General features: G+C 64.2%; 24 protein-coding genes. 1 reads left to right on the top strand and 23 read right to left on the bottom strand.

Annotated features, from left to right (window positions below):
- Nucleotides 1-11 precede the first annotated feature (11 nt).
- From gap to fmt, 14 genes are all read right to left on the bottom strand, one after another.
- On the bottom strand, nt 12-1,031 hold the full coding sequence (gene gap, locus FEZ59_RS15260; RefSeq protein ID WP_003944851.1) for a type I glyceraldehyde-3-phosphate dehydrogenase: 1,020 nt from the start codon (nt 1,029-1,031) through the stop codon (nt 12-14).
- 158 nt (nt 1,032-1,189) lie between these two features.
- The gene (whiA, locus tag FEZ59_RS15255) at nt 1,190-2,167 is read right to left on the bottom strand and encodes a DNA-binding protein WhiA (RefSeq protein WP_021344225.1); all 978 of its coding nucleotides are present in this window, start codon (nt 2,165-2,167) and stop codon (nt 1,190-1,192) included.
- Nucleotides 2,164-3,228: a uridine diphosphate-N-acetylglucosamine-binding protein YvcK gene (yvcK, locus tag FEZ59_RS15250; protein WP_019748388.1), complete on the bottom strand. Its 1,065-nt coding sequence runs from the start codon at nt 3,226-3,228 to the stop codon at nt 2,164-2,166. The genes whiA and yvcK overlap by 4 nt, the downstream gene beginning before the upstream one ends.
- A complete protein-coding gene (rapZ, locus tag FEZ59_RS15245) occupies nt 3,225-4,124 on the bottom strand; it encodes an RNase adapter RapZ (RefSeq protein WP_003944872.1) in 900 nt (299 codons plus the stop codon). Before rapZ ends, yvcK begins: the two co-directional genes overlap by 4 nt.
- Nucleotides 4,121-6,313, bottom strand: a complete 2,193-nt coding sequence (uvrC, locus tag FEZ59_RS15240) for an excinuclease ABC subunit UvrC (protein ID WP_019748387.1) — start codon at nt 6,311-6,313, stop codon at nt 4,121-4,123. The genes rapZ and uvrC overlap by 4 nt, the downstream gene beginning before the upstream one ends.
- A 74-nt stretch (nt 6,314-6,387) precedes the next feature.
- A complete protein-coding gene (locus FEZ59_RS15235) occupies nt 6,388-6,861 on the bottom strand; it encodes a PH domain-containing protein (RefSeq protein ID WP_007727982.1) in 474 nt (157 codons plus the stop codon).
- Complete coding sequence (ribH, locus tag FEZ59_RS15230; protein WP_020907710.1) at nt 6,858-7,355, bottom strand: 6,7-dimethyl-8-ribityllumazine synthase; 498 nt, start codon at nt 7,353-7,355, stop codon at nt 6,858-6,860. The genes FEZ59_RS15235 and ribH overlap by 4 nt, the downstream gene beginning before the upstream one ends.
- Complete coding sequence (locus FEZ59_RS15225) at nt 7,352-8,626, bottom strand: bifunctional 3,4-dihydroxy-2-butanone-4-phosphate synthase/GTP cyclohydrolase II (protein ID WP_003944833.1); 1,275 nt, start codon at nt 8,624-8,626, stop codon at nt 7,352-7,354. Before FEZ59_RS15225 ends, ribH begins: the two co-directional genes overlap by 4 nt.
- A 110-nt stretch (nt 8,627-8,736) precedes the next feature.
- The gene (locus FEZ59_RS15220) at nt 8,737-9,345 is read right to left on the bottom strand and encodes a riboflavin synthase (RefSeq protein WP_003944892.1); all 609 of its coding nucleotides are present in this window, start codon (nt 9,343-9,345) and stop codon (nt 8,737-8,739) included.
- A 5-nt stretch (nt 9,346-9,350) separates the two neighbouring features.
- Nucleotides 9,351-10,403 carry a bifunctional diaminohydroxyphosphoribosylaminopyrimidine deaminase/5-amino-6-(5-phosphoribosylamino)uracil reductase RibD gene (ribD, locus tag FEZ59_RS15215; RefSeq protein WP_141487302.1) on the bottom strand — a complete coding sequence of 351 codons (1,053 nt, stop codon included), beginning with the start codon at nt 10,401-10,403 and terminating at the stop codon, nt 9,351-9,353.
- Nucleotides 10,404-10,411: 8 nt separating this feature from the next.
- Nucleotides 10,412-11,095, bottom strand: a complete 684-nt coding sequence (rpe, locus tag FEZ59_RS15210; protein WP_019748384.1) for a ribulose-phosphate 3-epimerase — start codon at nt 11,093-11,095, stop codon at nt 10,412-10,414.
- A gap of 132 nt (nt 11,096-11,227) precedes the next feature.
- On the bottom strand, nt 11,228-11,575 hold the full coding sequence (locus FEZ59_RS15205) for an MmcQ/YjbR family DNA-binding protein (protein ID WP_019748383.1): 348 nt from the start codon (nt 11,573-11,575) through the stop codon (nt 11,228-11,230).
- Between the two features lie 40 nt (nt 11,576-11,615).
- Nucleotides 11,616-13,064 carry a transcription antitermination factor NusB gene (locus tag FEZ59_RS15200; RefSeq protein WP_141487303.1) on the bottom strand — a complete coding sequence of 483 codons (1,449 nt, stop codon included), beginning with the start codon at nt 13,062-13,064 and terminating at the stop codon, nt 11,616-11,618.
- The gene (fmt, locus tag FEZ59_RS15195) at nt 13,061-13,984 is read right to left on the bottom strand and encodes a methionyl-tRNA formyltransferase (RefSeq protein WP_020907709.1); all 924 of its coding nucleotides are present in this window, start codon (nt 13,982-13,984) and stop codon (nt 13,061-13,063) included. The genes FEZ59_RS15200 and fmt overlap by 4 nt, the downstream gene beginning before the upstream one ends.
- Before the next feature lie 288 nt (nt 13,985-14,272).
- Between fmt and FEZ59_RS15190 the strand changes: the two genes are divergently transcribed.
- Nucleotides 14,273-14,479, top strand: a complete 207-nt coding sequence (locus tag FEZ59_RS15190; protein WP_003944900.1) for a hypothetical protein — start codon at nt 14,273-14,275, stop codon at nt 14,477-14,479.
- A 57-nt stretch (nt 14,480-14,536) separates the two neighbouring features.
- Here the strand turns inward: FEZ59_RS15190 and FEZ59_RS15185 are convergent, their stop codons facing one another.
- The 9 genes from FEZ59_RS15185 to FEZ59_RS15145 form a co-directional block, all read right to left on the bottom strand.
- Nucleotides 14,537-15,556, bottom strand: coding sequence for an alpha/beta fold hydrolase (locus FEZ59_RS15185; protein WP_084325924.1), 1,020 nt, complete (start codon nt 15,554-15,556; stop codon nt 14,537-14,539).
- Nucleotides 15,557-15,650: 94 nt separating this feature from the next.
- Nucleotides 15,651-16,406, bottom strand: coding sequence for a PadR family transcriptional regulator (locus FEZ59_RS29840; protein ID WP_020969583.1), 756 nt, complete (start codon nt 16,404-16,406; stop codon nt 15,651-15,653).
- A 103-nt stretch (nt 16,407-16,509) separates the two neighbouring features.
- Nucleotides 16,510-18,528, bottom strand: a complete 2,019-nt coding sequence (locus FEZ59_RS15175; protein ID WP_019748377.1) for a primosomal protein N' — start codon at nt 18,526-18,528, stop codon at nt 16,510-16,512.
- A gap of 25 nt (nt 18,529-18,553) precedes the next feature.
- Nucleotides 18,554-19,768: a methionine adenosyltransferase gene (gene metK, locus FEZ59_RS15170; protein ID WP_003944827.1), complete on the bottom strand. Its 1,215-nt coding sequence runs from the start codon at nt 19,766-19,768 to the stop codon at nt 18,554-18,556.
- Nucleotides 19,769-19,956: 188 nt separating this feature from the next.
- The gene (gene coaBC / locus FEZ59_RS15165; protein ID WP_020907705.1) at nt 19,957-21,207 is read right to left on the bottom strand and encodes a bifunctional phosphopantothenoylcysteine decarboxylase/phosphopantothenate--cysteine ligase CoaBC; all 1,251 of its coding nucleotides are present in this window, start codon (nt 21,205-21,207) and stop codon (nt 19,957-19,959) included.
- A 44-nt stretch (nt 21,208-21,251) separates the two neighbouring features.
- The gene (gene rpoZ, locus FEZ59_RS15160; protein WP_003944996.1) at nt 21,252-21,551 is read right to left on the bottom strand and encodes a DNA-directed RNA polymerase subunit omega; all 300 of its coding nucleotides are present in this window, start codon (nt 21,549-21,551) and stop codon (nt 21,252-21,254) included.
- Nucleotides 21,552-21,649: 98 nt separating this feature from the next.
- Nucleotides 21,650-22,249, bottom strand: a complete 600-nt coding sequence (gmk, locus tag FEZ59_RS15155; RefSeq protein ID WP_019748375.1) for a guanylate kinase — start codon at nt 22,247-22,249, stop codon at nt 21,650-21,652.
- Nucleotides 22,250-22,285: 36 nt separating this feature from the next.
- Complete coding sequence (gene mihF / locus FEZ59_RS15150; protein ID WP_003944825.1) at nt 22,286-22,606, bottom strand: integration host factor, actinobacterial type; 321 nt, start codon at nt 22,604-22,606, stop codon at nt 22,286-22,288.
- Nucleotides 22,607-22,975: 369 nt separating this feature from the next.
- Nucleotides 22,976-24,175: a glycosyltransferase 87 family protein gene (locus tag FEZ59_RS15145; RefSeq protein WP_230544042.1), complete on the bottom strand. Its 1,200-nt coding sequence runs from the start codon at nt 24,173-24,175 to the stop codon at nt 22,976-22,978.
- Nucleotides 24,176-24,219 lie beyond the last annotated feature (44 nt).

Here is a 24,219-nt window from a genome sequence, read left to right as displayed (position 1 = left end):
CGAAACTCCGCTCAGAGAGACTTGGCGACGAGGCCGATGAGGTCGGCGAGGCGGTTGGAGTAGCCCCACTCGTTGTCGTACCAGGAAACGATCTTGACCTGGTCGTCGATGACCTTCGTCAGACCCGAGTCGAAGATCGACGAGTGCGGGTCGGTGACGATGTCCGAGGAGACGATCGGTGCGTCGGTGTACTTCAGGATGCCCTTGAGGGGTCCTTCGGCAGCGGCCTTCATCGCGGCGTTGATCTCGTCGGCGGTAGCCGACTTCTTCAGGTTCGCGGTGAGGTCGGTGACCGAGCCCGTGGGGATCGGCACGCGCAGTGCGTAGCCGTCGAGCTTGCCGAGCAGCTGCGGGAGAACCAGGCCGATTGCCTTGGCTGCACCGGTGCCGGTGGGAACGATGTTGAGGGCAGCTGCGCGGGCGCGACGGAGGTCTGCGTGCGGAGCGTCCTGCAGGTTCTGATCCTGGGTGTACGCGTGGATCGTGGTCATCAGACCCTTGACGATGCCGAACTCGTCGTCGAGAACCTTGGCGATGGGGCCGAGGCAGTTGGTGGTGCACGACGCGTTGGAGATGATGTTCTGGCTGCCGTCGTACTTGTCGTCGTTGACGCCCATGACGATGGTGATGTCTTCACCCTTGGCCGGAGCCGAGATGATGACCTTCTTGGCGCCGGCTTCGAGGTGTCCCTTGGCCTTTGCGGCGTCGGTGAAGATGCCGGTGGACTCGACGACGACGTCGACGCCCAGCTCGCCCCAGGGAAGCTCGTTCAACGGGCCGCGGTGTGCGAGGGCCTTGATGCGCTGATCGCCGACGACGATCGTGTCGTCACCGTCGAGCGACACGTCGTACGGCAAACGGCCGAGGATGGAGTCGTACTTCAGCAGGTGAGCGAGCGTCGCGTTGTCAGTCAGGTCGTTGACTGCCACGATCTCGATATCGGTGGTTCCGAGCGCCTTCTGCGCATCCACCGCCCTGAAGAAGTTACGTCCGATACGGCCGAAACCGTTTACGCCAACCCGGACAGTCACAATTCGCTCCTTTGACCATGATTCTGGTGTGCAACTTGACCCACGCATACTCCGAATCCGTGTGTGCACGACGCGGACGTGGGGTTCATCGGTCGATGTGACTCATACCCTAATGCGCGTGGCCCGAACGTGCGCAGCCCACCCTGACGGAGGGCAGGTCACCCCTCTTCGAGTAGCTCCACATTCACTGCGGATTCGGTGTCGGGTATGCCCGTTTCCTTCGCCTTGCGATCAGCCATGGACAGCAGGCGACGGATACGTCCGGCAACGGCGTCCTTGGTCATCGGCGGGTCGGCCAACTGGCCGAGTTCTTCGAGGGACGCCTGCCGATGCTCGACGCGCAGTGCGCCCGCCGCCGCGAGGTGATCGGGCACGTCCTCGCCGAGGATCTCCAACGCACGCTCGACGCGCGCAGCAGCCGCAACGGCAGCGCGAGCAGAGCGTCGCAGGTTTGCGTCGTCGAAATTGGCGAGACGATTGGCGGTGGCGCGGACCTCGCGTCGCATCCGTCGCTCCTCCCACACCAGGCGTGTGTCCTGGGCTCCCATTCGGGTCAGGAGATCGCCGATGGCCTCACCGTCGCGGATCACCACACGATCCGTTCCGCGAACCTCACGTGCCTTCGCCGAGATCCCCAGACGCCGCGCAGCTCCGACCAGAGCAAGTGCAGCTTCCGGGCCGGGGCAGCTCACTTCGAGCGCCGACGAACGGCCGGGTTCGGTCAGGGAACCGTGCGCGAGGAACGCACCGCGCCAAGCTGCTTCGGCGTCGCCGACACTTCCGCCGACGACCTGCGCAGGCAAGCCGCGAACCGGGCGCCCGCGAAGATCGAGCAGTCCCGTCTGGCGCGCGAGGGCCTCACCCTCCTTCGCCACACGCACGATGTAGCGAGCGGATTTTCGAAGCCCGCCCGCACTGAGTACGTGAACATCGGCACTGTAGGTGAACAGGTCGAAAATCTCCCGGCGCAGACGTCGCGCCGTAGAGCCCAGATCCACCTCTGCTTCGACGACCACCCGGCCGCCGACGATGTGGAGCCCACCGGCAAAGCGCAGCAACGCGGAGACCTCTGCCTTGCGGCAGCTGACCTGAGTCACCACTAACCGGCTCAGTTCGTCCTTGACCTCCGCTGTCATTGCCACGAAGCGTTCTCCCTCTGTTCTTCGGATTGCTGTTCTTGCAGGGAAGACTGTGTCGAATCCCCTACTGCCGCACTGCTCGACAGTTCAGCCAGTACATCGGCCAGTTTTGCCGGATCGTGTACATGCGCTGCGCCCGGTGAGGTGTCCGCGACATCCGCGTACCTGACTTCGGCTGAAAATTGATCCGCCGCACGCTGCAGATGTTCACGTTCACGCCCGGCCGGTACCGACGCCGAGTCGACCACCACGTAGTCGACCCGAAAATCGGGCACGTGTTGGGAGAGTACGTGCAGGTGACGCTCTGCGGAGAATCCGGCGGTCTCCCCCGGCTCGGGTGCGAGATTGAGCACCAGCACCTTTCGAGCATTCGTCGACGACAGTGATTCGACAAGTTCGGGTACCAGTACGTGCGGGATCACGCTCGAGAACCACGATCCCGGGCCGAGAACCACGAGATCGGCACGATCGATCGCAGTCACAGCCTCGGGACACGCGGGCGGATTGGACGGGAGCAGTCTCACACGCCGAACCTTGCCCGGCGTGGTCGCGACGGCGACCTGTCCACGAATGCAGCGGCTGACGCGTGGGTCCTCTTCGAGTCCTTGAACGTCGGCTTCGATCTCGAGCGCGATCGGCGACATCGGCAGCACGCGGCCACGGATTCGCAGCAGTCGCGCCATCTCGTCGAGCGCGACGACCGGATCGCCTAGCACCTCGGTGAGTCCGGCCAGGATGAGATTGCCCACCGAGTGCCCGGCAAGTGCGCCGACACCGCCGAAGCGATGCTGAATGGTCCGAGTCCAGTCGACTATCTCGGGTTCGTCCGACGCGAGAGCCGCGAGCGCCATCCGGAGGTCACCGGGCGGGATGACGCCGAGTTCGGCGCGCAGCCGGCCCGACGAACCACCGTCGTCGGCGACCGTGACCACTGCGGTGACGTCGACCGTCAGGCGTCTGACGGCCTGGAGCGTGGCGAACAATCCGTGCCCGCCGCCGAGCGCGACGATGGCCGGCCCATCTGGCTTCTCCCGCGAGCTATGTGTCGGTTCACTCATTCGCGCCCCAGATCCCGGTGCACGATGCTGACCGAGATGTCGTCCTCGGAACCCAAACGCCTCGCGAGAGCTTCGGACATGGCCACGCTTCGGTGCTTACCGCCGGTACACCCGACCGCAATTGTCATGTAGCGCTTTCCTTCTCGCCGATATCCGGCGATCGTCAAATCGACCAGATGTCGGTAGGTGTCTAGGTAGTCTTCCGCACCCTCGCGGGACAACACGTAGTCGCGGACGTCGGCATCCTGACCGGTGTGCGGGCGAAGTTCAGGGATCCAGTGGGGATTGGGCAGGAATCGAACGTCACAGACGAGATCGGCGTCCATCGGCAGGCCGTACTTGAATCCGAACGACTGGACCGTCACCTTCATCGTGCGGTTGGCATCGTTCCCGAACGCCGTTTCGATCTTCTGACGCAACTGATGTGCCTTCAGCGCCGACGTGTCGATGACCAGATCGGCGGCCGCCTTCACCACGGCCAACTGCCGACGCTCGGCTGCGATCCCTTCGGACAACGTGCCGTCGATGCCGTCGTTCTGCAACGGATGACTGCGGCGAACCTGTTCGAACCGTCGGATCAACACGTCGTCGGACGCTTCGAGGTACAGCACCCGAGTGTGGATCGGCTCCGCCTCGAGTTCGGTGAGCACCCACCCGAGATCGCCGGTGAAGAGTCGACTCCGCACGTCGATCACGACGGCGAGACGATCGACCGGCGGATCGGAGGTCAAGCTCAGACCGACCATCCGGGAAATGAGCTCAGGTGGCAAATTGTCCGCGACATACCAGCCGAGGTCTTCGAGCACCTTGGCAGCGGTACTCAAACCGGCTCCGGACAATCCCGTCACCAGCAGGAAATCCATCGTTCGACTGTCTTTGGCGCTGTCGGTAGTCACTGTGCACTCGGCCCCGTCGTCGGCATGGACAATTCTCGCGACTCGGAGCCCTCGTCACCGCTACCGGATTCGGCGCTTGGCGCGTCAGCAGAGGTAACAGACGATTCGGATTCCTTGTCCAGCTCATCATCCCCTACCGCGGCTGGCAGCGCTCGAGCTTCAGCACCCGCATCGGCTGCAGCCGAATCCGTGCCGAGTGCGGCCAGAACTGCTGTGGCTGTGGTCTCACCGATACCGGGGACCTGCATGATCTCCTCGACCGTTGCCGTTTTCAGCTTCGCCACGGAACCGAAGTGAGCCACCAGAGCAGTACGACGAGTTTCACCGAGCCCCTTGACCGAGTCCAGAGCCGAAGCCGTCATCCGCCTCGAGCGCTTGCTGCGATGGAACGTGATCGCGAAGCGGTGGGCTTCGTCTCGGATGCGTTGCAGGAGGTACAACGACTCGCTCGTTCGGGGAAGGATGACCGGATCTTCTTCCCCCGGTACCCATACCTCTTCGAGTCGCTTGGCCAAGCCGACTACCGCGACGTCGGTGACCCCCAGCTCGTCGAGGACCGCCGCTGCGGCCGTGACCTGAGGGGCGCCGCCGTCCACGACGAACAGATTGGGTGGATAGGCGAACCGCCGAGGCCGGCCCGTCGCCGGGTCGATCGCCGCTTCGGGAGCCAGATCCCCACCGTCCGCGTCCATGGTCGACGCCGACGCAGCGAGAATGCCCAGGTCGCGGTTGTGTCGCAGGAACCGCCTGCGAGTGATCTCGGCGATACTCGCCACGTCGTCGGAATGACCGTCGCCGGCAGCTTCCTTGATCGCGTAATGGCGGTAGTCCGACTTACGCGGGAGCCCGTCTTCGAACACGACCAGTGACGCCACGACGTCGGTTCCCTGGACGTGACTGATGTCGATGCATTCGATTCGTAGCGGAGCCGAGTCCAGGTCCAGTGCTTCCTGGATGCCCTGAAGCGCCGCAGAACGCGAGGTGAAATCGCCGGCGCGCTTGAGCTTGTGCTGCGCCAGAGCCTCTTTCGCGTTTCGCTGGACCGTTTCGGCGAGGTCTTTCTTGTCGCCGCGTTGCGGAACCCGCAGTTGCACTTGCGATCCCCGAAGCTTGCTCAGCCACGCCTGGATCTCGGTCGCGTTGGCAGGCAGGACCGGCACGAGAACTTCCTTGGGAACGGCGCTGATCCCGGCCTCGGAGCCCGCTCCCGGGTCGAGTGCCGCCTGCTCACCGTAGAACTGGGTGAGGAACTGCTCGACCAGGATCGGCAGGTCGGACTCGGCGTCGAGTGCGGCCCAGTCGATGGCATCGCCTGCCTTCTCCACGACCCATCCACGCTGACCCCGCACGCGTCCGCCGCGCACGTGGAACACCTGAACGGCGGCTTCGAGATCATCGGTGGCAAAGGCGACGAGATCGGCGTCGGTGCCGTCACCGAGTACGACGGCCTGCTTCTCGAGCGCCTTGCGCAAAGCCCCGATATCGTCACGCAGACGGGCCGCGGTCTCGAAATCGAGGTCCTCGGAAGCCTGCTGCATGCGCTTTTCGAGATCTTTGACCAGCTTGTCCGTGCGGCCGGCGAGGAAGTCGCAGAAATCTTCGACGATCTGACGATGCTCCTCGGCGCTGACTCGCCCGACGCAGGGCGCCGAGCACTTGTCGATGTAGCCGAGCAGACACGGCCGGCCGATCTGGTTGTGTCGTTTGAAGACTCCGGACGAGCACGTTCGTGCGGGAAACACTCGCAGCAGCAGATCGAGTGTTTCGCGGATGGCCCAGGCATGGGAGTAGGGACCGAAGTAGCGGACGCCCTTGCGCCGCGGACCGCGGTAGACGAACAGCCGCGGGAACTCTTCGTTGAGCGTCACGGCGAGAACCGGATACGTCTTGTCGTCGCGGTACCGCACGTTGAACCGCGGATCGAATTCCTTGATCCAGTTGTACTCGAGCTGAAGCGCTTCGACTTCGGTACTGACGACGGTCCACTCGACGCTGCCGGCGGTGGTCACCATCTGCCGAGTACGGGGATGAAGTGTCGTGACGTCCGCGAAGTACGAGTTCAAACGTGAACGGAGGCTTTTCGCCTTTCCGACGTAAATGACCCGACCATGCGGATCGCGAAATTTGTAGACGCCCGGCGCAGCCGGAATGGTTCCGGTAGCGGGGCGGTAAGTCGAGGGATCCGGCACGGTTTCAGGTTAGTCGCCGCCACCGACCGACTCGGAAACGCGCAGGATGCGGGCACCGAACCGGCCGGAAGACGTCAGTTGCTCTTGTGCGCGACCGGTGCGTAGCGGTCGGCCAGTTCGCGGAACTTGCCGACCGTGTCGACGGCGTACTCACGGTCGTTGGACTGGATCGCCATCACTGCCATGTACTCGTCGTCGGGCAATTCGATGCGTGCCCAGGCGGCGCCGTCGGGGAACGAGAGTCCCTCGAACAGATCCCAGTCGACGATCTTCTCGCCCAAGATGTTTCGTACGGCGATTCCCTGCTTGCCCACCTTGACCCGGGGCCGCGTCAACATCAGTACACCGAGAGCCAGAATGGTGCCGATGCCTGCCATCGCAAGTTGGTCCGCGGCTCGGAAGTACACGCCGGTGGACCCCTGGCGGAGCAGGAGTGCAAGTGTGACGTGAACGATCACCAGGAGGACAGCAACTCCGATCGCGTATCGCGTCGACTTACGCGGTGACGCAATCAGTTCCCAGTTCTCGTTGTCGCCGGGTGTACTCATCGAAACGAATCCTCGGTCCATGGTGCTCGGAGATGGCGCAGGGTCACTGCGGTGTCCAGTGCGGCGGCGCAGGCCTGTGCGCCCTTGTCCTCGACGCTACCCGGCAGCCCCGAACGGTCAAGAGCCTGCTGCTCGGTGTCGGTGGTCAGGACACCGTTCCCCACGGGAGTGCTTTCGTCGAGTGAGACGCGTGTAAGGCCCGCGGTGACCGCGTCGCACACGTACTCGAAGTGCGGCGTGCCGCCGCGGATGACAACACCGAGTGCGACGACGGCGTCGTGCGTGCGCGCCAATGCCTGCGCAACGACCGGCAGTTCGATCGCGCCGGCGACACGGACCAGTGTCACGTCCTTGATCTGTGCCTCCTGCGCGACGCGCTGCGCGCCGGCGATCAGAGCCTCGGAGATCGTCGCGTGCCACTGCCCGGCAACGATCGCCAGCTTCAGGTCCTTGGCCTCGGCGATCGCGAGCTTCGGCTGACCTTCGCCGCTCACAGTGCGGTTCCCGGCTGTGCGGTGTTCTGGTTCGCCTCGTACTCGTCCAGTCCGATCAGATCGTGACCCATCCGATCGCGCTTGGTGCGCAGGTAGGTGAGGTTCTCCGCATTCGCGCGCAGCGGCATCGGAACGCGATCGGTGATCTGCAGGCCGTAGCCGTCCAGACCCACACGCTTGGCCGGGTTGTTGGTCAGCAGACGCATCGACGAGATCCCCAGATCGACGAGGATCTGCGCACCGATGCCGTAGTCGCGGGCGTCCGCCGGTAGCCCGAGTTCGAGATTGGCGTCGACTGTGTCGGAACCGGCGTCCTGGAGCTGGTAGGCCTGCAGCTTGTGCATGAGGCCGATGCCACGACCCTCGTGTCCGCGCATGTACAGGACAACGCCGCGGCCTTCCTGGGCGACCATGTCCAGTGCGGCGTCGAGCTGTGGGCCGCAATCGCACCGCAGCGAACCGAAGACGTCGCCGGTGAGGCACTCGGAGTGAACGCGGACGAGTACGTCGCTACCGTCTCCGTCGGGGCCTGCGATGTCGCCGCGCACCAGCGCAACGTGCTCGACCTCGTCGTAGATGCTGGTGTAGCCGACAGCGGTGAACTCACCGTGGCGGGTGGGGATGCGGGCCTCGGCGATGCGCAGTACGTGCTTCTCGTGCTTGCGACGCCATGCGATGAGGTCCGCGATCGAGATCAGAGCAAGGTTGTGTTCGTCGGCGAAGACTCGCAACTCGTCGGTCTGAGCCATCGCGCCTTCGTCCTTCTGGCTGACGATTTCGCAGATGACGCCGGCGGGACGCAGGTCCGCCATGCGGGCGAGGTCGACTGCAGCTTCCGTGTGGCCCGGACGACGCAGCACTCCGCCTTCCTTCGCGCGGAGCGGAACGACGTGGCCGGGACGAGTGAAATCGTTGGCACCGGATTCGGGGTTTGCGAGCAGACGCATCGTCGCAGCGCGGTCCGATGCCGAGATGCCGGTACCGATTCCTTCGCGGGCGTCGACGGTCACGGTGTAGGCGGTGCCGTGCTTGTCCTGGTTGGTGGCGTACATCGGGGGCAGGCCCAGCCGATCGCAATCGTCACCGTCGAGCGGCACGCACAGGTAGCCGGAGGTGTACCTGACCATGAACGCCACCAGTTCCGGGGTGGCTTTCTCGGCGGCGAAGATGAGGTCGCCCTCGTTCTCGCGATCCTCGTCGTCCACGACGACAACAGCTTTACCTGCAGCGATATCTGCTACTGCGCGCTCGATACTGTCGAACCTGGTCACGTGCTCGCACTCCAAAGTCTTGACTTTTAACATCATCGAATACAACAAGTGCATCCGACGGATGCACTGACAACCCTACGACCAATCGGACGGGTCCGATCAGCCTGGTCCTACCGACCGGCAGAGTGAAGCCGCTCGACGTACTTGGCGATCACGTCCACCTCGAGGTTGACCGGCGTACCGACCACAGCGGTTCCGAGCGTCGTCAACTCGAGCGTTGTCGGGATCAGCGAGATCTCGAAGTACTCGAACCCGCGGTCGCCACCCAGCGCGGAGACCGTCAGCGAGACTCCGTCGACAGTGATCGAACCCTTCTCCACCACGTATCGGGAAATGGAGTCCGGCAGTGCGATCCGCACTACCTCCCAGTTCTCGGAAGGCGAGCGGGAAATGACGTGGCCAGTTCCGTCGACGTGCCCTTGAACCAAGTGGCCGCCGAGTCGACTGTTCAGCGCCGCGGCGCGCTCGAGGTTGACGCGAGAGCCGACGTCCAACTTCGCCAGGCTCGAGCGGTTCAGCGTTTCCTGCATGACGTCTGCGGTGAACGAACCGTCGGCAAGCACATCGACGACCGTCAGGCACACGCCGTTGACCGCGATCGAATCGCCGTGACCGGCGTCGGAGGTGACCAGTGGCCCGCGCACCGTGAAGCGTGCAGCATCGACCAGTTCTTCCTTGGCGACAATTTCGCCGAGTTCTTCCACAATTCCTGTGAACACGCGCCCTACTCCTCGTTCCCCGGAGCAGAACTCTCCGGAACCAGACTCAACAAAATATCGGGGCCGATCGTTACCGCGGACTCCAAACGGAATCGGTGGGCGTCGGTGATGGTGTGCACTCCGGCATCGACGAGCGCGGAAGCGCCCGCGCCGAGCAGTATCGGAGCGATGTACGCCTCGATGACGTCGACATATCCGGCGGCGAGGAATGCTCCGGCCAGACGGGGCCCACCCTCGAGCAGTACGTCTGTGTACTCCCCCAACGCCTCGACTACTTTGTCGATGTTGTCGGTGTTGAGCACCAGAGTCGGTGCGGTGTCATCGAGAACGCTTGCCGTCGAAGGTATTTCACGCTTTCCGACGACGACGCGTACGGGCTGGTGCGCCGCTAGCTCACCGGTGGGCTGACGCGCCGTCAGCCACGGATCGTCGGCGAACACGGTGCCGGTGCCGACCACGATCGCATCGATCTGCGCCCGCTGAGCATGCACGCGCGCCCTCGCCTGCGGACCGGTGATCCACTGACTCGTTCCGTCCTCGGCGGCGCTGCGCCCGTCCAGACTGGCCGCGTACTTCCACGTGATGTGCGGGCGACCGGTGCGCTGTTTGTGTAGCCAGGCTCGCAGTGGACCAGCTTCCACCTCGGGTGCTCGCAGTCCGGCGGTGACGCTGATTCCAGCGCGCATGAGCGTCGCTGCGCCGCCGGAAGCCTCGGGATTGGGATCACCGACTGCGTAGACGACCGCCGAGACTCCGGCGTCGATCAATGCCTGCGAGCAGGGCCCGGTTCGCCCCTGGTGATTGCACGGTTCCAGTGTCACCACGGCCGTACCGCCACGTGCCGCATCGCCGGCCTCGTCGAGAGCCACGACCTCCGCGTGCGGTCCACCGGGCGGTTGCGTCATACCGACGCCCGCGATGGTGCCGTCGGCGGCGAGGATGACAGCGCCGACCGGCGGGTTGGGGCTGGTGAATCCGCGCGCAGAATCCGCTGCGGCCAGCGCGATCTGCATCGCGGCGTCAAGATCAGCCGTCGACGCCTGTCCACCCTTTGCCATCGAGCGGCTCAGACCGACAGCGTCAGGTGCGGCGACGCCGAGGCGGCCTGCGCGCGTAGCTTGCGCACCGCCTCACCGGGATCACTCGCCCCGTACACCGCCGAACCGGCGACGAAGCAGTCGATCCCTGCTTCAGCGGCCTGCTCGATCGTGGAAGCGTTGATGCCGCCGTCGATTTCGACGAGGAGCGTCAGCTCACCCGAGTCGACGAGCTTTCGAACTGCGCGTGCCTTGTCGAGCACCTGAGGCATGAAGGACTGACCACCGAATCCGGGTTCGACGCTCATGATCAGGAGGGTGTCGAAGTCCTTGAGGATTTCCAGGTAGTCGTCGATCGGGGTTCCAGGCTTGATGCTCAACCCCGCCTTGGCACCAGCTGCACGAATATCGCGGGCAACCGAACGCGGGTCGTCGGTGGCCTCGGCGTGGAACGTGACGTTGTACGCACCGGCCTCGGCGTACGGCGGCGCCCAGCGCTCCGGATTCTCGATCATGAGATGGCAGTCGAGCGGAATGTCCGTCGCCTTCAGCAGACTCTCGACCACCGGCAGACCCAGCGTGAGATTGGGAACAAAATGCGCGTCCATCACGTCGACGTGAAGCCAGTCGGAGCCGGACACGGCAGTCGCTTCATCGGCGAGTCGAGCAAAATCTGCGGATAAAATGGACGGTGCAATCATCGGGGAAGCCACGCCGCCGAGTTTAGCTGTGACTCATCGCCGACCGTGCATGCACATCGGCTGTGCTTCATCGCCGACCGTGCATGCACATCGGCTGTGCTTCATCGCCGACCGTGCATGCACATCGGAGCCGGTGAAATCCGATCAGTTCTTGACGACGGTGCGGAGCTTTCGCACCTTGGCGGGCGCCTTGATCCGCCACGCATCTTCGAGCATCTCGCCCAACTGCACCTCGTCGATCAGTTCGAGGTGCACGAGGATCGATCCGTGCCCGTGATAGTGATCTGTGGTGAAGAAAGCCGCCTCGCCACTGGCGAGTAGCGCCTCCTTCTCGTCCAGACCGCACATCACGACCAAAGCGCCCTCCGCTTCGGTGCGGAGCCGCGCAAAAGTTTTACCTGCCACCTTGAGTGCCGGGGTGTTGTACGAGGTCGACTCTTCCACGGAGGGAAGAGCCGAACCCAGTACTACAACCTGTTCCCACGTAACCATGTAGGCACCATACGACTACCGATGCCCAGAAGTCATCCGATCAGGCCAGCGGCTTGCGCAAAGCGGCCATGAACATAGCGTCCGTGCCGTGTCGATGCGGCCACAACTGAACCGACGATCCGTCTCCGACGTCCGGGACACCTGGCACCAATTCCTTGGTGTCGAGTTCCACGACGCCATGACGCCGCACCGCATCGGCGACCACTGCCAGCGTTTCCGACAAGTGCGGCGAGCACGTGGAGTACAGCACCACTCCGCCGGGGCGAACCAGTTCGATTGCGGCAGCAAGCAATTCACGCTGCAACTTCACGAGCGGAGCCACATCGGACGGCTGGCGACGCCAACGTGCCTCCGGGCGCCGACGCAGCGCACCCAACCCGGTGCAGGGAGCGTCGACGAGGATGCGGTCGTATCCGGGTTCGAGCCCGGATTCGCGGCCGTCCGCCACGTGTACGTCCACGGGAAGCTCGCGAGTGGTCTTGCGAATCAACTCGGCACGGTGTTCGACCGGCTCGACGGCGTCGAGTCGACCACCTTCGATGCCGGCAAGAGCACCGAGAAGTGCCGCTTTTCCTCCTGGACCTGCACAGAGGTCGAGCCAGCGTCCGGAGTCTTCACCTTCGAGAGGAGCAATGCTGAGGGCGCGGGCAACCAGCTGACTGCCCTCGTCCTGCACTCCTGCCAGGCCTTGGCGGACCGCCTCGAGTTGTCCGGGGTCACCGCCGTCGAGATGCACGGCGTACGGCGAGTACGGCCCGATCTCGCCGCCGGTCACCAGTGCGAGCTCCTCGGCGGAGATCTCACCGGGGCGGGCGACGAGGTGCACGGCGGGGCGGGCGTCGTCGGCGATCAGGACGTCTTCGAGCTCTCCGGCTGCGGCGCCGAGCGAGTCGGCAAATACCTGCGCGATCCACAGGGGATGCGCGTGCTCGAAGGCGAGTCGGCCGACCGGGTCCTTCGGCGCCAGCAGCTCGACCCACTCGTCCTGGGTGCGTTCGGAGACACGGCGCAGGACCGCGTTGACGAATCCTGCTCGGCCCTGGCTATTTTCGGCGCGGACGAGGTCGACCGAAGTGGCAACAGCAGCGTGCGGTGCGACACGAGTACGCAGCAGTTGGTACGAGCCGAGTCGAAGAACATCGAGCAGGGTTCCGTCGATCTCTTCGATCGGCCGACCCGCCGCATGCGCGATCACCGCATCCAGGAGGCCCTGAGCACGTGCCGCGCCGTACGCGAGTTCGGTTGCCAGCGCCGCATCGCGTGCGTCGAGTTTGCGGTCACGCAGGAGCCCGGGCAGAACCAGGTTCGCGTATGCGTCACGTTCACGGACCGCGCGCAGGACGTCGCGCGCAGCCAGTCGCGGCTGATCGAGCCCGGCGGTTGCCGGATCCGGCCGCTTGGCCTGCTTCGGCTTGGTGTTCTTGCCACCGGTTGCATTCTTGGCTCCGGGACCCTGTGTCCGCCGTGCCGGTCGTCGTGATTCGGTCACTGTGCTCGTACCTCCGCGTCGAGTCGGGCACCGCGTGCCCAGTCCCCTGCCGACATCAATTTCTTGCCCGGGGGCTGAATCTGCCCGAGTCGTACCGCGGTGGTCGCGGTACCGATGTACAGACCATCCTTGCGTACCGAGATCTCACCGACTGCCAGGGTCTCGTCCGTAACGGTGACCGGGCCGACCTTGACTCGAAGATCACCGATCATCGTCCATGCCCCAGGCGCGGGTGTGACTGCTCGGATGTGCCGGTCCACCGTGCGAGCGGGCAATTCCCACCGCACGCGGGCCGCGTCCACAGTCACCTTGGGGGCGTACGAGACGCCGTCGGCAGACTGCGGAACCGCGTTGATCTCTCCGGCCTCCAGGCCGTCGAGTACCGATTCGAGCAGGGCAGCGCCGTTTTCCGCCAGACGCCCGAGCAGGTCGCCTGCCGTATCGGTGTCGCGAATCCGCTCGGTCATCACTCCGTACACGGGGCCGGTATCCATGCCGGCTTCCAAACGGAACGCACTGGCGCCCGTCACCTCGTCACCGGCACTGATCGCGGCCTGCACCGGCGCGGCGCCGCGCCACGCCGGAAGCAGCGAGAAATGCAGATTGACCCAACCGTATTTCGGAATGTCGAGGACGTTCTGCGGCAACAGGTTTCCGTAGGCGACGACGGGTGCGCAGTCCGGTTCGAGGCGGGCGAGTTCGGCTGCGAAGTCGGGATCGGACGCCTTGACCGGTGTCAGGACCGGGATGCCGTGCTCGTCGGCAAGCAGACCGATCGGCGAGCGGGTGACTTTGCGACCGCGGCCCGCCACAGCGTCCGGACGCGTGACGACGGCTACCACTTCGTGGTTGGCGGACTCGATGAGACGCCGCAGCGAAGGAACCGCGGGTTCGGGCGTTCCGGCGAACACGACGCGCATGTCAGCTCTCCCGTTTCGTTGGGCTCTTCGGACTCTGATCAGCCGATCGGCCTGTCGAACGCGGTGGACTGCAACTCACGAAAATGCTCCCGGATGTGTCGGTGGGTGGAACTGTCAGTCTAAGGACTGCGGGAGCTACGACCTACCTCGCGCCACACCGAACCACTTTCTCAGCAATTTCTTTGATCAGAACCCTGCAGATTCACCGGTCCTCGGTATTGACTGTCTCTGTCGTCGCCACTCGGCGGAGGCTGATACGGGATACACCGATCACACGGAGGAACTTAGATGGCAGGCATCGACAGTAAGTTCGACAAGGCCTACGCAGGAAAGTCCGTCGAAGAATTGGCGGACGCCCCGGTCGCGGCACTCAACGGCGTAAGCGATTCGGACGCAGAACATTTGAAGGCAGCGTTCAACATCAAGACCGTCCGCGACCTCGGAACGAACAAGTTCTTCCTGTGGGCGCAGGCCACTGCCAAGCTCGCCGAGTAAACATCCCGACCCACGTGGTCTAGGTGCTCACGAGTTAGCAGCTCACGAATTTGCAGCTCACGAATTTGCGTCGATGACCACTTGCGGAATATCCGTGCCGAGCGGCACCGCGCTGCACGAAGCGTGCCGCTCGGCATCGGGGTCGAGGACCGTCCGGATGACGTCGATCACGTAGGGGTCGTACGGCATGCGGAAGTGGCCGGTCAGGTTCGACGGACACAGATCCTGGAGGACGATGTTTTCTGCACCGGCGTCGCGGAGCGCGATGTTCGAGGACGGCTGGATCATCTCGTCGACAGTGGACCCGATAGTCGTGTAGCGCACTCCGGGTACGGTGTCACCGCCGTCGTTGAGGGCGTTCAACGTATCCGACCCCTGCATCTGCTCGCGGACAGCTCGCGAAAAGACATCTTCGACAAAGACTTCTCCGCCGGGGATCGCACGGACGATGGGAACCAACCCGAACATCACCCCGCCGTAGGTCGGCGAAGCCAAACCGACCCAATGATCGACGTAGGCGTCGCCGCCCATTTTGTTGACGTAGTACCGCGTCACCGTCGCGCCTTGGGAGTAGCCGATCACGTCGACCTTGTCCGCTCCGGTCGCGGTCAGCACCTGATCGACGAAAGAACCGAACGCGGTCGCACTACCGACTATGTCGCCGACGCCGTAAGTCTCGTGTGCGACGTCCCCGTCTTCTACTTCGATCGCACCGCCGTAATTGAGGGCGAAGACGCAATAGCCGTCAGCTGCCAGTGCCGGCGACAGGGCCGCCCAATCCGCGTACGCCTCGGTGTCGGTTCCGTGGGCGAGTACAACCGGTCGGGGATGCGTGGCGGAAGGCTCACAGCCGAAATCGTTCGACCCGGCAGGCGCGGATCCTGGATGAGCATGCGCATATGCCGTGGCAACGGAACGAGTCGCCTGACCCGGACCGATGTCGAGAGGAACGTCCATCGCGTCGGCACTCGCAGACGGGAGCGTCGGTGCGGCAGCCGATATCGCCGGCGGTGCTCCGATCAGCAGCGCCACTGCTACCGAAAATGTCAGTCCCACAGACCGTTTGACGCCAGCCATTGTTCCTGCTCCTGCTCTGATCCTACGAGGGAGCTGACCGTAACACCAGAAACTTCGGGGCGCATACCCTACCGAACAGTAGGTATCCGACGTCTCAATTGCCGCCTTCATCGGCGTCATCACCGGCAAGCACTCGGTAGAGCGACTTGCGCGCCTCGACAAGCACGTCGGCTGCGGCCTTGACCTGCGCGGGTGTGCCTACAGCGGCCACTTGACCGGCCGCGCCCATCAGCTGGCCGATCAGTTCACGAAGGTCCTGCTCCGGCTCCCCTACGCTGAGACGAACGTCATCCCACGGTGCCCCGAGATCGGCGCGATGCTCCTCGACGTACGCGACGCCTTCCTCGGTCAGCTTGGCGGTCTTGCGGCCGGCGACCTTTTCGATGATGACCAGTCCCTCGTCCTCGAGTTGGGACAGCGCGGGATAAATGGAACCCGGACTCGGCTTCCAGACGCCGCCGCTGCGCTCGACGATCTGCTGAATCAATTCGTAGCCGTGCATCGGCTCTTCCGCGATCAACAACAGAATCGCAGCGCGCACATCTCCACGACGACCTCGTCCGCCACGTCCTCGCCCGCGACCGAACTGAGCGCCCGGACCGAAGCCGGGGCCGGGTCCGCCGTCTGGACCGAAACGCCCCCGCCGATGGCCTCTGCGTGGCATGTCACCGAAGCCCGGCCGCTCGTGCGGTCGACCGCGTCGTCCACCGTCTCGATCGCCGGGACCATCGCCCGGCGCGCCGTCGTCCGTCGGCACCCACATCACAAATGGTGGCCGTTGCTCACGGCCGAAACCGCCGAAGAAACCGCGTCGGCCGAACATCCCCTCGTTCGGGAAACTTGCATCCATCGTCGAACCTCCATCACTATCGTTGATAGTTCGACGATATATCGCCATATCGGGTTGCGCAAGATTTTTGCTGCACACAACCAGGCCTTGGAGAACTCGAAAATCAGCCGATGCGGCGTGGGTCGATCTGAATGCGGACCGGACCCGATGACTTCCGCGCACTGCGCGCGGCCCTCGCATGTGCCAGAGCGTCCGCAAGGCCGCGACCGTCCTTGCGTGGAACGCGGACCAGCATTCGCTCCGGCGCGACACCGCTCTCGTCCTCACCGGAATACGGAAGCCTCTCCCCCGCAGGCAATTCCACTGGCCCGAGTAGTACAGCACTTGCCGGCAGATCAGCTGAGTCCACCAACTCCGCAATTGCTGCGGATCCACCGTCGATCGCAGCCATGTGAACGGCCGGAGGAAAGCCGACCTCGTCCCGTTCCTCGAATTGAGACTGTGCGTGCCCCACCGGATCCCATCGGACCAACGCCTGCACCGTCGGGATACCCGAGTCTGCGACAACCACAACTTCACCACCTTCGGACAGCGGAATCACCATGGCAGCAGCCGACATCCAGCGTCTGAGTGTTTCCTCGGCGGCGCGAAGATCGGGCCGACCGAGCAGTGCCCAACCGTCGAGCAAGAGCGCGGCGCCGTAGCCGCCGGTCATCACCGGCTCCGCACCCACCGTCGAGACCACCAACGCGGGCCCGTGTGGCAGTTCCTTGACCACATCACCGCCTCCGGACAGAACCACTTTCACACCGGGAAAAGCGCGCCCGAGTTCTTCGGCGGTCCGGCCGGCACCGACCACCACCGCGCGCAACGCTTTCGCCCCGCACGCGTGACATCGGTAGGCGGCATCGGCAACCCCGCACCAGCGGCACGCCGGTGTCCCGGCGCCGTCGGGACCTGCCGCAGCGGGAAGAGCCAGTGGGCCGTTGCACCGACGGCACCGTGCCGGGGCACGGCACTTTCCGCAGGCCAGGGTCGGTACGTACCCCCGCCGAGGCACCTGCACCAGGACTCCGTTGCCCTCACCCAGAGCGCGCCGGGCGGCCGCGAATGCAATAGCGGGCAAACGAGCCGCTCTGGCTCCCGGATCGCGGGCCAAGGCTTGATCGCTGTCGGCAAGCGCGGTGATCTTGGGTGCGTGAGCACGAACGACGTCCCGCGTAGCGACCAGATCGTGCGCCCATCCCGAGTCGACGAGTACCTGCGATTCTGCCGTACGGGAGAACCCACCGATCACGACGGCGCACCCGGCGACGTAGCCACGCAGGACGGCAACTTCGCGGGCATGTGGATACGGCGACCGCGGCTCGGACAAGTTGTCGTCGCCGTCGTCCCAGACGACGACAAGACCGGTCTCGGGCGTCGGCGCAAAAACTGCACTGCGCGTGCCGACGACGATCCGGGCGGTCCCGCGCAGTGCAGCGAGCCACCTTCGGTATCGCATGGCCGGCCCCAGGCCTGCGGACAGACCCACCACTGCATCCGCTCCGGAGAGTTCGGTACATGCGGCGACGACGCGGTCCAGGTCGCGTTGATCGGGCACAACCAGGATCGCGGATTTGCCACTTGCCGCTACAGCCCCGGCCAATTCGGCCAGGCGCAGTGGCCAGTTTTCACCAGGCAACGCCTGCCAGACCGCACGCGGGCTTTTCGACTCGCGAATCGCGGACAGGAAGGCGTCACCGAATCTGTAGAGATGCCAACCATTTTCGATCGGTTCAGGAGCGGACGGCGGCTCGGCGGGCTCCCACGGTTCCGCCTCGACCTTCGCGTGGCGCGGCGGTACCGCCAAACGGAGAACGTCAGCACGGGTTCCGGCATAACGCTCCGCCACACGATCGACGACTTGCGCGATTTCGGCCGTCAGGACCCGCTCGGACGAGATGACGCGTTCGAGCCAGCCGAACTTCCCCTGATGGTCACTGGTGGCCTCGCGCGAGACGATGAAGCCGTCCACCAGACGACCAGCGAAGCGGATGCGCACCCGGACTCCGGGCTGCGCATCCGCTTCGAGTTCACGAGGAACGAGGTAGTCGAATTCACGGTCGAGGTGAGCGAGCGGGAGCATCGGCAGCACCCGGGCGACCGGATCGACTTCTGCCGCTACTCTTTCCGCGCCCACCCGCGCCCCGTCTGTACGTCAGTGATCAGAGACCAGCTGCGCTACGCAGCTTGTCGGCGCGATCGGTGCTCTCCCACGGGAGGTCGATGTCGGTGCGACCGAAGTGACCGTATGCCGCCGTCTGCGCGTAGATCGGACGCAGCAGGTCGAGGTCGCGGATGATCGCTCCCGGACGCAGGTCGAAGATCTCGGTGATCGCCTTCTGGATCCGTGCCGGATCGGTCTTCTCGGTGCCGAAGGTTTCGACGAAGAGTCCGACCGGAGCTGCCTTACCGATGGCGTATGCGACCTGAACCTCGATGCGGTCGGCCAGACCTGCGGCAACAGCGTTCTTGGCCACCCAACGCATGGCGTAGGCAGCGCTTCGGTCGACCTTTGACGGGTCCTTGCCGGAGAACGCGCCGCCGCCGTGGCGAGCCATTCCGCCGTAGGTGTCGACGATGATCTTGCGGCCGGTCAAACCGGCGTCACCCATCGGGCCACCGAGGACGAACTTGCCCGTCGGGTTCACCAACAGACGAACATCGGAGGTGTCGAGATCGGTGAGGTTCACGTCGGTCAGCACCGAGTGAAGCACCTTCTCGCGAAGATCGGGCGTCAACAGGTTGTCGAGGTCGATGTCAGCGGCATGCTGGGTGGAGATGACCACGGTGTCGAGACGGACAGCCTTGTCACCGTCGTACTCGATGGTGACCTGGGTCTTGCCGTCCGGGCGCAGGTACGGCAGCACGCCGGACTTACGGACCTCGGTCAACCGGCGAGAGAGACGATGAGCCAACGCGATGGGCAGCGGCATCAGTTCCGGCGTGTCGGTGGTGGCGTAGCCGAACATCAGGCCCTGGTCGCCCGCACCCTGACGGTCGATCTCGTCGTCGCTGATTCCGTCGACGCGAGCCTCGTGCGAGTGATCGACACCCTGCGCGATTTCGGGCGACTGCGCGCCGATCGCGACGTTGACGCCGCAGGAGTTACCGTCGAAGCCCTTTGCCGAGCTGTCGTAGCCGATCTCGAGGACCGTGTCGCGCACGATCTTCGGAATGTCTGCGTACGCAGTGGTCGTGACCTCGCCGGCTACGTGAACCTGGCCGGTGGTGACCAGAGTTTCGACGGCCACGCGGGCGCGCGGGTCCTGGGTGAGCAGCGCGTCGAGGATCGAGTCGCTGATCGCGTCACAGATCTTGTCCGGGTGCCCCTCGGTGACGGACTCGCTGGTGAATAGCCGACTGCCGGACTTGCTCACAGATCTCCCTCTCGACGACTGAGTTCTTGACTACAGCTTATTGAAGTATCCGAATCACCGTTCGGTGACCGTTTTGTCATGCTTTGTTAGCTGGGGGCTGAGCCGACGATAACGGTTGGACCGCCTGCGCAACACCCTTGTGCTCACCCGATTATCGTGGGGTAACTCTCACCACCGGGCGCGTGTCGCTACTCGGGGAAGAGCTTGACCAGGGCGTCGAGTACTCGACTGGCCATCAAAGCCTTGGATCCGTGCTCGAGCGCGGACTCCGAGCCGTCGGAACCGAGCAGCCAACCGTCGTTGTGATCGACCTCGAACGCCTTGCCCTCGCCGACCGCATTGACCACGAGGAGATCGCAACCTTTGCGGGCAAGCTTGGAGCGGGCGTAACTGAGAACGTCACCATGGGCGTCACCGGTCTCTGCGGCGAATCCGACGATCACCGTTCGAGCGTCCAGATCGCCGTCACGACGCGCTTCGACGAGACCGGCGAGGATGTCGGCGTTTCTGGTGAGGCTGATCGAGTCGGGTTCGTTTGCGCCCTTCTTGATCTTGCTGCCTTCGACGGTGGTGGGGCGGAAGTCCGCGACAGCTGCAGCCATGACGACTCCGTCGTGTCCCGGTGCGTGCTTCTCTACTGCCAACCGGAGATCTTCGGCCGTCTTGATGTGCACGACGTCGACAGCGGCGGGGTCGGCAAGATCGGCCGTGTAACCGGCGATCAGCGTGACGTGAGCGCCGCGTTGTGCGGCCAGACGGGCGAGCGCGTAGCCCTGTTTGCCGGAGCTGCGATTACCGAGAAAGCGCACCGGATCGAGCGGCTCGCGAGTACCGCCGGCGGTGACCAGAATGCGGCGACCTTCCAGGTCGCGCGGCAACGCGTCCGAGCGCTCGAGGAGCAACGATGCCAACCCGACGATCTCGTCGGGTTCGGGAAGTCGACCGGCCCCGGTGTCTTTTCCGGTCAAACGCCCGGAGGCAGGTTCGATCACGTGGACGCCGCGCGAGCGCAGTGTCGCCACGTTGGACACCGTTGCGGGGTGCTCCCACATCTCGGTGTGCATTGCGGGGGCGAAGACGACCGGACAGCGTGCGGTCAACAAGGTGGCTGTCAACAGGTCGTCTGCGCGACCCATGACAGCTCGCGCCATCAGATCAGCGGTTGCCGGCGCGATGACAACGAGATCGGCTTCCTGTCCGAGGCGGACATGCGGAACCTGCGGGACGTCGTTGAAGACGCCGGTGTGAACCGGGTTGCCGGAGAGTGCTTCGAACGTGGCGCGGCCGACGAACTCCAGAGCGGATTCGGTCGGAATCACGCGGACGTGATGACCGCTCTCGGTGAAGCTGCGGATGATCGAGCACGCTTTGTACGCGGCGATACCCCCACCGACACCGACGACAATGCGCTTACGTATCGATGTGGGCGCGTCGGACACTCCCCCGACACCCGAACGAGGTTCGGGTGCGGCAGACGTGGTGCTCACTCGCCTTCGGTGTGCTCGAGGAGATCAGCGTGGATTTCACGCAACGCGATGGACAGCGGCTTTTCCTGCAGACCGGGCTCGACCAGAGGTCCGACGTATTCGAGGATGCCGTCACCGAGCTGGTTGTAGTAGTCGTTGATCTGGCGCGCACGCTTGGCCGAGTAGATGACCAGGGCGTACTTGGAAGAGGTGCGTTCGAGCAACTCGTCGATCGGCGGGTTGGTGATGCCGAGCGGGGTGTCGTAGGCAGGCAGAGCGCCCTGACCTGCTGCGGACGCGGCTGAAGTGCTGCTCACTCTTGTGTCTCCTGAATTAGATCTTCATTGAAGAACTAGTTTTATCGATCCGGATATCTGAGAAACGGGGCGGAAATCGGTTCCCGAAGGGTGCGGAATCAGTTCCCAACCAACAAGGATACCAACTCATCGCAAGCACGGCTTACATCCTCGTTCACGATGACCGTGTCGAACTCGTCTTGTGCGGCCAATTCCACTCGGGCCGTCTCGAGTCGGCGTGCCACGACGTCTTCCGTTTCGGTTCCCCGTCCGGTCAGCCGTTGCACCAGAACGTCCCAGCTCGGTGGAGCCATGAACACCAACAGAGCTTCGGGCATCGCCCGGCGGACAGCTCGTGCTCCGGCGAGATCGACCTCGACGAGTACGGGCTTTCCAGCTTCGAGCGCTTCTTCGATCGGAGCTGCGGGGGTGCCGGAGCGCTGTAGACCGCCGTGGATTTCCGCCCATTCGAGAAGTTCACCGGAGTCGATCATCCGTTGAAATTCTTCACGGGAGGTGAATCGGTAGTCCTTGCCGTCCACTTCACCGGGACGGGGATCGCGAGTGGTCGCCGAAACGCTGAAAACGAGTTCAGGCAACCGAGTTCTCAGCTCGCGAACGACGCTGGACTTACCGACAGCCGAAGGGCCGGCCAGTACAACCAGCCGACCCCTCCGCACTGCGGTCTTGCTCTCTGACACTGTTGCGTCAGCAATCATCAGACACTGCCGCGTCAGCAATCATCACTTGTCGGCTCAGGCCTCGAAGTCAAACTTGGTGAGCAGAGCCTTGCGCTGCCGATCACCGAGGCCACGAAGGCGACGGGTCGGTGCAATCTCCAGCTCGGTCATGATCTCCTGAGCCTTGACCTTGCCCACCTTGGGCAGCGCCTCGAGCAGTGCCGAAACCTTCATCTTGCCCAAGATTTCGTTGTCTTCGGCGTCCTTGAGGACCTGCTTGAGGTCGGTGCCGCCACGCTTCAGGCGCTCCTTGAGCTCAGCCCTGGCCTTGCGGGCAGCAGCTGCCTTCTCCAAAGCAGCAGCGCGCTGCTCATCAGTCAACTGGGGAAGGGCCACGGTTCCTCCGTCTCGTCGTGTGCAAATTTTGTCTATTCCGCTGATAACCAGCAGCGATAGCGACCGTACTCACGCCTGGCGCGAATTGCTAACCCACCCCCCGCGGTCCGATGCAGATCGCGGTGGGTTATGCGCGTCGAATCGATGTCACACATCGTCGCCGTTTTCGGCTGGATCGAGACGGATTCGACGCAACACGAACGTGCGTACAGTACCGAAATAGACTGTAACACAAAGCATTTCGATACATCGGGTGCGACGTCCCCATGCGTGTGTGCGAAATCGTTACCTGCGGGAATGAACGTGGTCGCCGACACATCCAAAAATTTCGAGCATTTTCGACGCCCATGCGCGTGTCGCGGCCTGTTTTCAGGTCGGCAGCGACGATTTCGGATCGTCGGCATCGACCGTGTCAGGTTCGGTGCGGCTCACGCCGGGGGCGGCCAGAGCGAGCACTACCGCGAGGCTCGCCCAGAGCAATGAATTCTCCAGGACGAAGCCGACGACCGGGATATCCATGTCCGCGCCGACCCGAGGAAGCCGAAACAGCACGACCGCAGCGGTGAGGCCGATCGCGATCCAGGACCACGCGGGTACCGATCGGGTGTCCTCCCCCACGCCCGACTTGATCGGAACGAGGAGCACACCCACCGCCGGCACCAACCACACGAAGTGGTGGGTCCAGGCAATGGGAGTCACGATTGCCGCCAGCAGAGCCACCACCGTGAAACCGGCAAGATCACCTCGCAGGCGCTGAGCGCGCCGCGTCGCGACAATTCCGAGGACACCCAACACTGCACAGGCGACGAGCCATGCCGGACCCACCAGGCCCTCGGGGAGTAGCCGTAAGGCCATTCCACGCACGGACTGGTTACCGAACACGGACGGGTCACCGACCGCGACGCGCCCCGAGAGTGAGGCGATGTCACCGAAGTAGTCGATCGTCTGGCGCGGGAGAACGGCAAAGCCGAGTGCCGTGGCGCCGAGGAAGCCGGCGAGGCCGCCCGCAACTGCTTTCCAACGCCCGGTGATCACGTAGTAACCGATGTAGACGAGAGGCACCAGTTTGACGGCCCCGGCGATCCCCACCAGCACACCCTCGGGAATCCACCGTGGTCGAGCCAGCAGGTCGATCAGGCACAGGAGTGTCAGGAACAACCCGACCTGCCCGTACCCGAGGTGATCGGAGATCGGCGATGCCGCCGTCCACAGGACCAGGAAACCCACGTAGACGACGACGGGCCGCCTACGTGTGAACGGGACTTCGCGATAGCTGAGCACGATGATCGCGGCCAGCATCAGGAGGCTGACGAAACTCCATCCCCACTGGACCGCACCCCAGGAACCCAAGGCGACCGGAACGGCGACGAGCGCAGCGAAGGGCGGATAAGTGAACGGCAGTCTCGCGTTGAACGACTCGTCGTACAGGTTCGAGCCGTCGAGGACGGCTTGACCCGCCGTCCGGTACACGGCGAGATCGTCGCCGTGTACGCCGGTGACGGATTGGAACCCGGTGGCGAGCAGCGCGCACGCCGCGACGAGAAGTCCGATCTGCCACCAACGATTCACCGACGGACGGTACCACCGGGTTCCACCGCTCGAACGAGCCTCGA

The organism is Rhodococcus sp. MS13 (assembly GCF_013277835.1).
In the GTDB taxonomy this organism is placed as follows: domain Bacteria; phylum Actinomycetota; class Actinomycetes; order Mycobacteriales; family Mycobacteriaceae; genus Rhodococcus_F; species Rhodococcus_F erythropolis.
Note: the sequence above shows the minus strand (reverse complement) of the source record. Positions and strands in the feature narration are given on the sequence as shown.

What these genes read in the sequence shown, in the direction of transcription:
- whiA (WP_021344225.1), bottom strand. Translation starts at nt 2,167, where the DNA reads ATGACAGCGGAGGTCAAGGACGAACTGAGCCGGTTAGTGGTGACTCAG.
- yvcK (WP_019748388.1), bottom strand. Translation starts at nt 3,228, where the DNA reads ATGAGTGAACCGACACATAGCTCGCGGGAGAAGCCAGATGGGCCGGCC.
- FEZ59_RS15235 (WP_007727982.1), bottom strand. Translation starts at nt 6,861, where the DNA reads ATGAGTACACCCGGCGACAACGAGAACTGGGAACTGATTGCGTCACCG.
- ribD (WP_141487302.1), bottom strand. Translation starts at nt 10,403, where the DNA reads ATGGCAAAGGGTGGACAGGCGTCGACGGCTGATCTTGACGCCGCGATG.
- FEZ59_RS15205 (WP_019748383.1), bottom strand. Translation starts at nt 11,575, where the DNA reads ATGGTTACGTGGGAACAGGTTGTAGTACTGGGTTCGGCTCTTCCCTCC.
- fmt (WP_020907709.1), bottom strand. Translation starts at nt 13,984, where the DNA reads ATGCGCGTCGTGTTCGCCGGAACGCCCGAACCCGCGGTTCCTTCGCTG.
- FEZ59_RS15190 (WP_003944900.1), top strand. Translation starts at nt 14,273, where the DNA reads ATGGCAGGCATCGACAGTAAGTTCGACAAGGCCTACGCAGGAAAGTCC.
- FEZ59_RS15185 (WP_084325924.1), bottom strand. Translation starts at nt 15,556, where the DNA reads ATGGCTGGCGTCAAACGGTCTGTGGGACTGACATTTTCGGTAGCAGTG.
- FEZ59_RS29840 (WP_020969583.1), bottom strand. Translation starts at nt 16,406, where the DNA reads ATGGATGCAAGTTTCCCGAACGAGGGGATGTTCGGCCGACGCGGTTTC.
- gmk (WP_019748375.1), bottom strand. Translation starts at nt 22,249, where the DNA reads ATGATTGCTGACGCAACAGTGTCAGAGAGCAAGACCGCAGTGCGGAGG.